The following is an 11,987-nucleotide window of genomic DNA, read 5'->3' as shown; positions in this document are numbered from 1 at the left end:
TGCGCCCGGCGCTCGGCCATGATACGGCCGATGGCGGGTCCGGAAGCCAAAGACTCCAGGTGGCCGGGTTGACCGCAGCCGCAGAGCGGAGCCCTGGGGTCGACGAGCATGTGGCCGAACTCGGCGGCCAGGCCGTGAGCCCCCAGCAAGAGTTGACCATTGACGATGGCGCCGCCGCCGATGCCGGTGCCGATGGCCAGGTAGATCAAATGGCGGACGCCCCGGCCGGCGCCATGACGCCATTCGGCGAGGGCGGCCAGGTTGCAGTCGTTGCCCAGGGCAACCGGGCAGCCGAAATGGGCAGCCAGCAGGTCGCGCAGCGGCACCCGATCCCAGCCCGGGAGATTGGGGGCGCCAAAGACCACCCCTTCTCGCGGATCGAGCGGACCCGGAGCGGCCACCCCAATGCGCAGCCCTGGAGAGACTGGGAGTTGGAGGGCCTCGATCGTCTCGATCACCCGGCGGACAACTGACTGCGGACCTTCCGCGGCGCGGGTCAGCACTCGTTGACTTCGCGCAGGTTTGGGTTGGTCGGTAGGAAAGAGGGCGGCTCGGATGTTGGTCCCGCCAAGGTCAACGGCCACGACAGGGAGCATAGGCCGAGTATAACATGTGCGCTTGCTGATTGAACCCGTGGGCCGTAGAATGCAAACCTCATGGCCAATGACCTCAGCCCGGTGCGCAAGCAGTACCTGGAGATCAAGCGTCAGCATCCGGAGGCGATTGTGTTCTTCCGGCTGGGGGATTTCTATGAGACGTTCGACCAGGATGCCGAGCTGGTGGCGGCCGAGTTGGATATCGTCCTGACCTCCCGCAACGTGGCGAAGGGCATGCGTGTGCCGATGGCCGGCATTCCCCATCACGCGCTCGAAAGCTACCTGGGTCGCCTGATCGAGAAAGGCCATCGCGTGGCAATCTGCGACCAGGTCGGCGACAGTGCGGTCCGCGGCCTGTTCCCCCGGGAGGTCGTCCGGGTGGTGACTCCCGGCACCTTGGTTGAGCCCGGGCTGCTCCCTGGAGATGCCAACAACTTTCTGGCAGCGGTGATCGTCGAGGGCGATCGGGTAGGCGTGGCCTACACCGACATTACGACCGGAGAGTTCGCAGCCACCCAGCTGCAGACTGCAGACCCGTTGGCGGCCATTCGGCTTGAGATCACGCGGCTGTCGCCGGCCGAGGTGCTGGCCCCTGCGTCCCTCACGCTGCCGGCGGGGATCCCGGGGCAGGTCACCCGTCTGCCGGATTGGCAGTTTGAGCTCCAGCGGACCTCGGATGTGCTCCACGATCAGCTTCGGGCGGCATCGCTGGAGGGGTTTGGGCTGGGCGAGATGCCGGCCGCCGCCAGGGCGGCAGGGGCCATCGTCGGCTACCTGCGGTCAACCCAGCCGGCCTCGCTTCACCTGCTGACCTCCCTATCGACGTACGCCCTGGACGAGTTCATGATGCTGGACGCCGCCACCCGGCGCAACCTGGAGCTGATGGAGACTCTCCGGACCGGCAGCGTGAAAGGGTCGGTGCTCGGCGTCGTGGACGCCACCGTGACTCCGATGGGCCGCCGCAGGCTGCAGAGCTGGATCTCGCGTCCGCTGCTGGATGTCCAACGCATCGAAGGACGCCTGGACCAAGTGCAGGCCTTCGTGGTGGATGGGCTGCTGCGGGAGGCATGCCGGGCGGCACTGGCAGCATTTCCTGACGTCGAGCGCTTGACCAATCGGACGGCGTCCGGGCTGGCCGGGCCGCGCGATCTGGTGGGGTTGCGCTCCGTCTTGCGGCGGCTGCCGGACGTGCAGCGGGTTCTGGCCTCGCACCCCTCCGGCCCGCTCGCTCAGCTTGAGCAAGCGATCGATCCCTGCCACGATCTGCTTGGCCTGCTCGAGCGTGCCCTGTCCGATGAGCCTCCGGCCACGCTGGCCCATCCCGGCGTCATCCGCCATGGGTTCTCGGAGAAGTTGGATGCCATCGTCGACGCCTCCCGAGGCGCCAGGGAGTGGATCTCCAACCTGGAGTCGGTCGAACGCCAACGGACCGGCATCAAGAGCCTGAAGGTCGGCTACAACAAGGTTTTCGGATACTACATCGAGGTCAGCAACGCCAACGCCGCGGCAGTGCCACCGGACTACATCCGCAAGCAAACCCTGGTGAACGGTGAACGCTACATCACGCCGGAGATGAAGGAGTACGAGACCATTGTCCTGACGGCCGAGGAGCGCATCCGCCAGACGGAATCGGAGTTGTTCGATGAGGTCTGCCACAGCATCGGGACCGAGTCTTCACGCCTGATTCGCACGGCGCGCGCCCTGGGGCGGCTGGATGTGACCGCTGCCCTAGCGGAGACCGCTAGCCGCCACAACTACGTCCGTCCGGAGTTTGTCCTGGAGGGATTCGCCATCCTGGAGGGACGCCATCCGGTCGTCGAGCAGGCTCTGGGGCCGCAGCGGTTCGTGCCCAACGACTGCGCCTTTGAGCCGGGCGAACGCCTGCGGGTGATCACCGGCCCCAACATGTCGGGCAAGAGCACCTATCTGCGGCAGGTTGCCCTGATCGTGCTGATGGCGCAAATCGGAAGCTTCGTCCCGGCGCGGGCGGCGAGCGTGGCGATCACCGACCGCATCTTCACCCGCATCGGGGCGCAGGATGAGATCCAAGCCGGGCAATCGACGTTCATGGTCGAAATGGTGGAGACCGCCAACATCCTGCATCACGCCACGCCTCGAAGCCTGGTGATCCTGGATGAGATCGGCCGAGGCACCAGCACCTATGATGGCATGTCGATCGCCTGGGCGGTGCTCGAGTATCTTCACAACCACCCGCGGCTGCGCGCCCGTACGCTGTTCGCCACGCATTTCCACGAGCTGACGCGCCTGGCCGAAATGCTGCCCGGAGTGCGCAACTACAACATCGCCGTGTCGGAGGAGGCCGGGCAAGTGGTGTTTCTGCACCGCATCCTGCCCGGCGGTGCCGACAAGTCCTACGGCATCCACGTCGCGGAACTCGCCGGCCTGCCGCGGCCTGTGATCAACCGGGCCCAGGAGATCCTGGCCCAGCTCGAGGCCGAATCGGCCCAGCAGGCTGGTGCCGAGTCGGCATCGGTGACGGGCAAGCAGCTGCCGCTGTTCGCCGAGCCTGACCCGATCCGAGAGGAACTTCGAGGGCTGGACGTTTCCTCGATGACACCCTTGGAGGCGTTGAACAAGCTGTTCGCCTGGCGCCAGGCATTGGACCGCGAGCCCGGCTCCGACTAGACAGCCGCTATCGGGTGGTCGCCCCTCAAGCTTGACTATCCTGGCACCGGGTTGCCTGAGGGCCTGGTCAGGGAAATCACAAGCGGCCAATCGGGCCCGAATTGCCCGCGGCGAGAATCCTAGACATGCCACTGACAAAGTGATAGGATTGCGCCTGTAGGTGGCTGGTCAGTTCAGTCTGGAAGTCGAAAGACACGGCCTGGGCGAAGACCGCCTGGGCCGTCTGGGTTGTACGAGGCTTGCGCCGCAACCGATCGCCGACGAACGGGACAGGCACCTAGCGAACACACGGATGCCGTAAAGGAGGCATGCAATGTCAGAAAGAATTGTCGGGACGGTAAAGTGGTTCAACGGCGGCAAGGGCTACGGCTTCATCGAGCGTGAAGGCGGCCCGGACGTTTTTGTCCACTTCTCCTCGATCGTGGCCGAGGGCTTCCGCAGCCTGGAGCAGGGCCAGCGGGTCGAGTTCACGGTTGAGCAGGGCGAGAAGGGCCCGCAGGCCGCGAACGTCACCATCGTCTAGATCCTCAACTCCGCCAACAACTGAAGCGCCCCGACGGACCGTCGGGGCGCTTGCGTTTCCCGCTTCGCCCAGGGAACCGTGCCCGGCAGGCGCTCCCTCTGGCACGGCCGGCTCGGAGGATGGCCTCAGTCGCCCGCCATCTCGGCGTAGTCCTGCTCGACCGGGCGGGCATCCTGGACGCCGAGCGCTTCGAGCAGGGCGTTGATCTTGAGCGCCTTTTCCTCGGCATCCAGGCGAGACCAGGTTCGGCTCTTGATCTCCAGGAAGGCGCCCTCGATCTTAGGTTTGAGCATGTGGTCGATATTGACGAAGAACTCCTCGCCCTCAAAGCGCACCATCCAGCGCAGGCGCTCTTTCGAGACCTCAGCTTCCTTCTCCGGCTTGAAGTACTCGCGGTAGAACCGCAGGCTGTGCGTAGCCGGGGCGATGAAGCGCGAGCGCGAGAGCAGGGCGGAGTTGGGGAAGCGACGCTCGGCAGCCGGACCCGTCAGGGTAAGCCGATAGCGGACGTTGGAAACCTCCCCCTGTTCATCGATGAATTCGTCCTCCCGGTGGCGTAGGCGTCCCTGCGAGGCGTCGCCGAAGGAAAAGTACGTATCGTACTCGCGATAGTGGGCGCGGCGAATGATTTCCAGCCCGCCATGGGTGAAGGCAGCCACGACCGACTCGGGGTTCTCCAGGTGCAGCTTGATCTGAACCTCATAGCTCTCTCCCTGCTCGGCTCCACCGATGGCGACCAGCCGCGAGTACAGTGACCCTTCGCGCTCGACAAGGAAGGCATCGATGCGCCGGGCGTAGACGGCCGCGGCGTCGAGCAGCGGTCCGACATCGATGGTCAGCAGCTTGCGATCCCGCATCAGCCACCGCCCGTTGACCATGACGTCCGTGACGTCGGTCGAACGTGCCGAGTACACCAGGCGCGAGATCACCGCCTCCGGTTCGTGGGCGAAGGCAGGCGAGGTATGCACATCCCGCAGATCTACCAGGATCAGGTCGGCCCGCTTGCCCGGCTCGAGCGAGCCGGTCACATCCCCGAGGTGGAGCGCCTGGGCGCCCAGGCGAGTGGCCATCGCCAAAGTCTGGGCCGCAGGCAGCGCCGTCGGATTTCCAGTGGTGGCCTTGGCAAGGAAGGATGCCAGCCGCATCTCCTCGAACATATCGAGATCGTTGTTCGAGGCCGGCCCATCGGTGCCGATCCCGACCGGCAGGCCTTCGGCCAACATCTGAGCCACCGGGGCAAACCCGGAGGCGAGCTTGAGGTTGCTGGAGGGATTGTGGGCGACCCCGGCATTGGCCCGCTTCAGGGTGTGGATCTCGCCCTCGTCGATATGGACGCAATGGGCGGCCAACACCTTGGCTTCCAGCAAGGACTGTTTCTTGACCCAGGGGATGACCGGCATCCCGTTGGCGGCCCGGCAGTCATCCACTTCCTGGGCGGTCTCGGCCAAGTGAATATGCAGTGGGACATCGAATTCAATCGCCAGCTGGGCGCATGCTCGCAAGATGTCCGGCGTGGTGGTGTATGGGGCATGCGGGGCGACGGAGGGCGTAATCAGGGGGTGCGAGCGCCAGGCAGTGATGAACTCTCGGGCCATCGCCAGGCTGTCCTCATAGGAGGCTGCATCCGGCGATGGGAACTTGAGCACGGTCTGAGAGCAGACGGCGCGCATCCCGGCCTCGGCCGTAGCCCGGGCAACTGAGTCCTCGAAGTAGTACATGTCGGCGAAACAGGTGACCCCGCCGCGTATCATCTCAGCGCACGCCAGCAGGGTCCCCAGCCGGCAGAAGTCCGGCGAGACGAATTCGCGCTCGACCGGCATCATGTAGCCGAGCAGCCAGACGTCCAGCCGTCGGTCGTCCGCCAGGCCGCGCAGCAGCGTCATCGGGACATGGGTGTGTGCATTGACCAGCCCTGGCAACAGCACCCGCCCCGTGCAATCCATCACGTTGGCCGCGGAAAAGGTCTCCAGGACCCGGGCGCTCGGACCGACGGCCAGCAGGGTTTCACCCTGCACGGCGACGGCCCCGTCGGAGATCACCGGCGACGCGCCGTCCATGGGGATCACCGTGGCGTGAGCCAGTATCCAATCCGCCTGCATGCTCCGCCTCGCTCGGGGTTTGCGCCATTATAGCAGTCGGCCGCAGCCTGCCAGCGCCGGTATAATCCTGCTGGAGGTGGGGGATGCAGGCCCTAGAGGTGATCGTCAAGAAGCGGGACGGCGGCGTCTTGTCGCGGGAAGAGATCCGCTTCTTCGTCGAAGGCTTCGCCCGTGGCGAAATCCCCGACTACCAGGCCTCCGCCTGGGCAATGGCGATTGTCTGGCGGGGAATGAACGCCGAGGAAACCTGGCATCTGACCGAGGCCCTGGCCGACTCCGGCGAGGTCCTCGATCTGCGCCGGGTGGTTCCGATGGCCGTAGACAAGCATTCCACCGGTGGGGTGGGGGACAAGACCACCCTGGTCGTCGAGCCGCTGGTGGCTGCCTGCGGCGTCCCCGTCGGCAAGATGTCGGGAAGGGGGCTGGGGTTCTCCGGTGGGACTCTGGATAAGATGGAGAGCATCCCCGGGTTTCGGGTGGACCTCAGCCGCCAGGAGTTCCTGGATCAGCTGCGCCGGATCGGGATCGTCCTGACTGGCCAGACGGGTGACCTGGCCCCGGCGGACGGGGCGCTGTACGCCTTGCGGGATGTCACCGGCAGCGTGCCGTCAATCCCGCTCATTGCATCATCGGTGATGAGCAAGAAGATCGCCGCTGGCGCGCAGGCGATCGTGCTGGATGTCAAGGTCGGCAGCGGCGCCTTCATGCAGAGCGAGGCCGAGGCCAGGCAGCTGGCCCGGGCCATGGTTGAGATCGGCCGCAGAGCGGGTCGGCGGGTGGTGGCCCTGCTTTCGGACATGAACCAGCCCCTGGGCTGCGCGGTTGGGAACGCCCTCGAGGTGCGCGAGGCGATCGACACCTTGCGCGGCTTGGGCCCGGCAGATTTCACCGCCCACTGTCTAGAAGTGGGAGCAACCATGCTCGTCCTGGTGGGCAAGGCCCCGGACTTGCGCGCCGGGAAGAGGGCCCTGCAGAACGCCATCGCCGATCGGAGCGGGCTGGGCACCTTCCGTCGCCTGGTTCAGGCCCAAGGCGGGGATGTCGACTACGTCGACCACCCGGATCGACTGCCGACGGCCCGCTGGATCGAAACCGTCGGTGCACCGCAGGCCGGAAATGTGCGCAGGCTGCACGCCGGGGTGGTGGGGCTGACGGCGGTCGACCTCGGGGCCGGGCGCCAGGTGAAGGGTGAAGCGATCGACCATTCGGTCGGAATCGTCGTGCATCGCAAGGTCGGGGACCCGGTGACCGCCGGCGAACCGCTGTTCACGGTTCATGCCAACGACCCGGCTCGCCGAGATGCCGCCCTCCGCAGGGTTCTCGAAGCCTACTCGTTCTCGAGGCGCGCCGTCCAGCCGCTACCGCACCTGTATGGAAAGGTCGGACCGTAAGGTGAAGCCTCGCTCAGCCAGACGCGTGAGTGTGCTGCGATGGCGCGGACCGAGACCCCTGGACCGCATCGCCCTGACGCGCGGGATCTCGGCCCTGGAGTTGGACGGCTACACCTGGAGCAACGCCCCCGGGGACAGCTATCCGCCTCACGCCCATCCCTATGACAAGGTCGTCATCGTGCTCGAGGGCTCCATAGCCTTCGCTCTGCCCGAGGTTGACCGAGACATCTTGCTTCAGGAAGGGGACCGGCTTGAGCTCCATGCCGGAATCGTGCATTCCGCCGTCGTGGGCGGGCAAGGAGTGACCTGCTGGGAGGCACAGCGGGCGGTTGGCTAGGCTGGGCGCGGCGCTGGCTGGGGTAGGGTCACGCCCGCATGTCCGGCAGCTGGGCCGGGAGCCGGTGACCCTACTCCGGGGGGGGGTCAGGATCCGACCGCACCTCCCGTTTTGTTTGGGGTACCCGAAGTGGTCGGGCGGTTGGCGAGGGCCTCGCTGATGGATGAAAGACGCCTTCCCCGGAGGAGGGAAAGGCGCACACGCCGATCGGGCGAAGCCCCAACCAGCCTATGCGCGCATTCCTCTCTGGCGGCATGGCTTCTTCATAAGTCTCCTAGTTCGATTGCTCCGTCAGGCGGTGGGTCAGGGAGCCGATGACGGTGAAGAGCGGGTAGCCGCGCGGGCAGGCATAGTCGCACATGCCGCAGCCGCCGCAGGCAACCAGCCAGGACTCCACCCGGCTCTCCAGGCTGGCGGTCTCGGGTGCTTGCCAGGCCTGCTCGAAGAGCGGGCAGTACCCATCCAATCGGCGGCGGCAATCGTCGCAAGTGCGCAGGTGGTCCACAAGGTGAGCCAGGCTGGCCTGGTCGGGCGTCAGGTGGGACTCGGCATACGCCCGAACCTGCCGTCGCCAGGAGACCAGGCGCTGGATGACGCGCAGACGGCGTTCCTCGATCTCGGGCGGAACCGGGCGGAGATCCATCCCGTCGGCCTCGAGGGCTGAGAGCAGATCGGCATCCCGAACCTCGAACAGGATATGGCGGGCAGTCTCCACTCCGAACACCTGGATGTGAAGGTCGGCGTCCTCGGGATAGGGTTGATCGCACAGCTGGCAGCTGGGCCGGAGCCGGCTGGGCAGGATGCCGCCCTGGGCAGCGAAATGCAGTGCGTCCCTGGTGATGTGGTCCGGGTCCGGGTTCTTGCCGTGACGCCAGGCGAAGTCCTCCAAGGGGAGCACCGCCAGACAGTCGGTGCTGACGAGGAAGGTGTCATCGAGCGTCAGCCCCTGGCGTTTGGCCAACTCGCGCAGACTGCGGAGTTCGCAGGGGCGGAGGACCAGGCACATCGCTCCGGGAGGCCGGCGGCTCAGGACGGTGGCGGCCTCTCCGGCAGCATTCATGGGCATCACCGGCGCGAAGGGATCGGCGGACAAGAGCGAGTCGGGCGAGGCGATCAGCGTCGCCTTCATGGATCGGCCGCTGCGGGTCCAGGTCGGGATCAGCATGACCGCAAGCCGGCGGTGAGTCCACATGCTGGCCAACAGCTGGCGGATTGCCGGCAGTGGGCCATGGGCCTCGACCATCATCAGCCTGTGTGTGGCCATGTTCACCCCTCCCCGGCAAGGCGCGCCGGCCTAGCCGAGCGTGTGCTCCTTGATGACCTCGGCCAGGTCGACTGCGCCGACCGACTCCGACATGCCCTTGGAGCGGATGGCGTCGTCGATCATGATCAGGCAGTAGGGGCAGGCCGTGACGACGACCTCCGCCCCGGCCCGCTGGACGGCCTCGTCCAGCCTGCGCTGGTTGATGCGGGTGTTGGGATCGGTCTCCATCCACATCTGCCCGCCGCCGCCGCCGCAGCAGAAACCGTCCTGCTTGCGCCGCGGCATCTCTACGGCCTTGAGGCCTTCCACGCTGCGCAGGGCGAGGCGCGGCTGCTCGTAGATATCGTTGTACCGGCCCAGGTAGCACGAGTCGTGGAAGGTGTAGGTCTTGGAGCCCGAGTCGGGGCCGGGGTGCAGCTTGCCCTGGCGGATCAGCTCAGCCAGGAGCTCGGTATGGTGGACAACCGTGAACTCGCCCCCGAAGTGTGGGTACTCGTTCCGCAAGGTGTTGTAGCAGTGGGCACAGGCAGTCAGGATTCGGTTGAACCCAACCCCGTGCAGGGTCTCGATGTTCGCCTTGGCCATGGTCTGGAACAGGACCTCATGGCCAAGGCGGCGGGCCGTCTCCCCACAGCAGCCCTCCGCCGCGCCCAGCACAGCGAACTCGACCCCAGCCTGCTGCAACAGTAGCCCCAGGTCACGTCCGGCTTTCTGGCTGCGGGCCTCATAGCCATAGGCGCATCCGACGAACAGCAGGACGTCGGTTGACTCGCCGGGCTGCAGCACCCGCACCCCAAGCTCCTTCGCCCACGGGGCATGGTCCTGCTTGGAGAGCCCCCACGGATTCCCCCGGCGCTCCATCTGGGTCAGGGCCTCCCCGACAGACCCTGGGACCTCGCCGGTAGTCATTGTCACATAGCGCCGCATCTCGATCACGGGCGAGACTGGGTCGACGAACAGTGGGCAAGCCTGCAGACAGGCGCCGCAGGTGGTGCAGTGCCAGGCGGTGTCCTTGGCGAAGGTCTGGCCGACCAGGACCGAAGGCTCATGCCCATTCGAACCCACCAGATCCGCCTGCAAGGCCCCGGCGAGACCGAACAGGATCGCCCGCGGGGAAAACGGCATCCCACTGATTGTCGCCGGGCAGACGGACTCGCATCGGCCGCACTGGACGCAGGCATCGAAGGAGAGCAGGGCCGGCGAGGAAAACTCCGCCACCCTGCCGGCGCCAAGGATCTCAGTCTCCTCAACATTCTCAATCGTCTGCAGTTCGCCGGAGTTCAGCTGGGGGCGCGCCAGGATGTTCAGCGGCCCAGTCAGGAGATGGCGCATCTTGGTGAAGGGGATCACGGCCACCAGTGCCAGTCCGGAAACAACATGCCCCCAGAACACGACTTGGTGGAGCGAGTTCATCGCGGCGGGCGCAAGATCCAACCCTTGCAGTCCCATGGCCGTCAGGGTACCGAGCGGGGAGTATGCCCTCCAGGCCGGGTTGGCGCTCATCAGCCGGATCCCCTCCGACAGGAAGCCGAGGACCGAAATCAGCAGCAGCAGGCCTAGGGCCAGCCAATCGTCCCAGCGCGAGACCAGGTAGGTAGGGCGCAGTACGGCCCGGCGGAAAGCGGCCATCAGAACTCCGAGGAGGATGGCCAGCCCAGCCAGATCCATGACGAGCTCAAAGCCGAGATAGGCGCCACCCCGCGGAAAGAAGTCGATCGTGAATGGCAGGAAGAGCGGGTACTGCAGCAGGTTGACGATCGTCCCCAGGATCTGGATCGTGACGCCGACAAACAGCAGGCTGTGCATGATGCCGGGGTAGACGCGCCGCAAGACTCGGTCCTGCAGCAGCACATGGCGGACGAACTCGCCGGACCGGCGCCGGATTGCCGGGTGGGAGGCGATCGGGGCCGAGGCGGTGGGCAGAGGTTTGGCGGTCACGCCTCACTCCCGACGTACAAGATATTGTCCTTGACGAAGACATCCAGTGGCATGAGCCCCTCGGGCGGGGGACCGGAGATGACGGATCCATCGGCGACATCGAAGAACCCGGCATGACATGGACACTCGATCATCCCGGATTCGGGGTTCCATTTCACCAGGCAGGCGAAGTGGGTGCAGACTGCAGAGTAGGCGCGCATCCCGTCTGGTGCGTTGATGATCAGCGCCGGGTAGCGGCCAAAGCGAACCGTCATCGAACCGCCGGGAGGCACCAGGTCCGGGGCGCCGACGGCCACAGGTTCTGAAGGGATCTCCTCCAACTTGGCCGGCCAGAAGTAGGCGATCACCGGCCCGAACAGGACCGTCGCCCCCAGGGCGCCGAGCAGGCCTCCCAGAAGGCGCATGACGTTGCGGCGGGGAACGCCGGAGCCCTCAGATCTCATACCCGTCTCCTATCCTGCCCCCCGCGCCCTAGCCGATCGCGCCCAGGTAGGTCAGGATGCCGATCACCGACAGGGCCACGACCGAGACGACGATCCGATAGGTGCGGGCGCGCTTGCTGTCGGTCTTGCGGTCGATGAACGGCCACAGGGCCATGATCACGATCGCGACCACTGGGATGACGACGCCGATCCCCTTGGGGATGTACTTCAGCATCTCCTGGAGGAAGAGGAAGTACCAGTGAGCCTTGACGTGCGTCGGAGTGTTCATCGGGTCCGCCGGATCCTCCAACCCGATAGGCCGAGACATGGCGAGCACACCGATCAGCACGACAATGGCCAGCAGCCCGACGGTGACCCAGGCCTCGGTGCGGATGTGGTCCGGAAAGAAGGGGATCGTCTTCTCGTCCTTGGCGTGATCTTGCTCAGTCATGCTAGTTTCCCTTCGCCCTACAGAGGACGGGCGATGCCCTGGCGCCGGATCATCAAGAAGTGAGCGACCAGGAACAGGATGATGGCGGCTGGCAGGACCAAGATGTGCAGGGCGTAGAAACGGGTGAGGGTGACCGCCGTGATGTCCCAGCCGCCGCGCAGGAAGACCAGGGCCAGGTTGCCCACGATCGGTTCGGCGCCGGCGATTTCGGTGCCAACGGTGCTGGCCCAGAATGCCGTCTGGTCCCACGGCAGCAAATAGCCGGTGAAGCCGAAGGCGAGGGTAAGCACCAGCAGGAACACGCCGTTCACCCAGTTCAG

General features: G+C 66.0%; 11 protein-coding genes. 4 read left to right on the top strand and 7 right to left on the bottom strand.

Annotation, left to right across the window (positions count from 1 at the left end; translation table 11 throughout):
• Nucleotides 1–596 (bottom strand): ROK family protein (locus tag MUO23_05575; protein ID MCJ7512423.1); only part of this gene is annotated, 596 nt, incomplete at its 3' end.
• A 60-nt stretch (nt 597–656) separates the two neighbouring features.
• Here MUO23_05575 and mutS point away from each other — a divergent pair.
• A complete protein-coding gene (gene mutS, locus MUO23_05570; protein MCJ7512422.1) occupies nt 657–3,242 on the top strand; it encodes a DNA mismatch repair protein MutS in 2,586 nt (861 codons plus the stop codon).
• Nucleotides 3,243–3,555: 313 nt separating this feature from the next.
• On the top strand, nt 3,556–3,765 hold the full coding sequence (locus MUO23_05565; protein ID MCJ7512421.1) for a cold-shock protein: 210 nt from the start codon (nt 3,556–3,558) through the stop codon (nt 3,763–3,765).
• A gap of 125 nt (nt 3,766–3,890) precedes the next feature.
• Here MUO23_05565 and MUO23_05560 read toward each other — a convergent pair whose 3' ends face one another.
• Nucleotides 3,891–5,864 (bottom strand): amidohydrolase, encoded by a 1,974-nt coding sequence (locus MUO23_05560; protein ID MCJ7512420.1) that lies wholly within the window; start codon nt 5,862–5,864, stop codon nt 3,891–3,893.
• Between the two features lie 83 nt (nt 5,865–5,947).
• On the opposite strand from MUO23_05560, the gene MUO23_05555 reads away from it, so the two are divergent.
• A complete protein-coding gene (locus MUO23_05555; GenBank protein MCJ7512419.1) occupies nt 5,948–7,255 on the top strand; it encodes a thymidine phosphorylase in 1,308 nt (435 codons plus the stop codon).
• Nucleotides 7,256–7,280: 25 nt separating this feature from the next.
• Nucleotides 7,281–7,592 (top strand): cupin domain-containing protein, encoded by a 312-nt coding sequence (locus MUO23_05550; GenBank protein MCJ7512418.1) that lies wholly within the window; start codon nt 7,281–7,283, stop codon nt 7,590–7,592.
• Between the two features lie 274 nt (nt 7,593–7,866).
• On the opposite strand, the gene MUO23_05545 is transcribed toward MUO23_05550, so the two are convergent.
• The 5 genes from MUO23_05545 to MUO23_05525 form a co-directional block, all read right to left on the bottom strand.
• A complete protein-coding gene (locus MUO23_05545) occupies nt 7,867–8,856 on the bottom strand; it encodes a hypothetical protein (protein MCJ7512417.1) in 990 nt (329 codons plus the stop codon).
• A 30-nt stretch (nt 8,857–8,886) separates the two neighbouring features.
• Nucleotides 8,887–10,794, bottom strand: a complete 1,908-nt coding sequence (locus MUO23_05540; GenBank protein MCJ7512416.1) for a heterodisulfide reductase-related iron-sulfur binding cluster — start codon at nt 10,792–10,794, stop codon at nt 8,887–8,889.
• Nucleotides 10,791–11,237: a Rieske (2Fe-2S) protein gene (locus tag MUO23_05535; protein MCJ7512415.1), complete on the bottom strand. Its 447-nt coding sequence runs from the start codon at nt 11,235–11,237 to the stop codon at nt 10,791–10,793. The genes MUO23_05540 and MUO23_05535 overlap by 4 nt, the downstream gene beginning before the upstream one ends.
• 28 nt (nt 11,238–11,265) lie before the next feature.
• A complete protein-coding gene (locus MUO23_05530; protein MCJ7512414.1) occupies nt 11,266–11,667 on the bottom strand; it encodes a hypothetical protein in 402 nt (133 codons plus the stop codon).
• A 17-nt stretch (nt 11,668–11,684) separates the two neighbouring features.
• A partial coding sequence (locus MUO23_05525; protein ID MCJ7512413.1) for a cytochrome b N-terminal domain-containing protein occupies nt 11,685–11,987 on the bottom strand: 303 nt, incomplete at its 5' end.

It is taken from the genome of Anaerolineales bacterium, assembly GCA_022866145.1.
Lineage (GTDB): Bacteria > Chloroflexota > Anaerolineae > Anaerolineales > E44-bin32 > PFL42.
The sequence above is the reverse complement of the archived record's forward strand: the minus strand, read 5'-3'. Positions and strand labels throughout refer to the sequence as shown.

What these genes read in the sequence shown, in the direction of transcription:
- mutS (MCJ7512422.1), top strand. Translation starts at nt 657, where the DNA reads ATGGCCAATGACCTCAGCCCGGTGCGCAAGCAGTACCTGGAGATCAAG.
- MUO23_05565 (MCJ7512421.1), top strand. Translation starts at nt 3,556, where the DNA reads ATGTCAGAAAGAATTGTCGGGACGGTAAAGTGGTTCAACGGCGGCAAG.
- MUO23_05560 (MCJ7512420.1), bottom strand. Translation starts at nt 5,864, where the DNA reads ATGCAGGCGGATTGGATACTGGCTCACGCCACGGTGATCCCCATGGAC.
- MUO23_05555 (MCJ7512419.1), top strand. Translation starts at nt 5,948, where the DNA reads ATGCAGGCCCTAGAGGTGATCGTCAAGAAGCGGGACGGCGGCGTCTTG.
- MUO23_05545 (MCJ7512417.1), bottom strand. Translation starts at nt 8,856, where the DNA reads ATGGCCACACACAGGCTGATGATGGTCGAGGCCCATGGCCCACTGCCG.
- MUO23_05535 (MCJ7512415.1), bottom strand. Translation starts at nt 11,237, where the DNA reads ATGAGATCTGAGGGCTCCGGCGTTCCCCGCCGCAACGTCATGCGCCTT.
- MUO23_05530 (MCJ7512414.1), bottom strand. Translation starts at nt 11,667, where the DNA reads ATGACTGAGCAAGATCACGCCAAGGACGAGAAGACGATCCCCTTCTTT.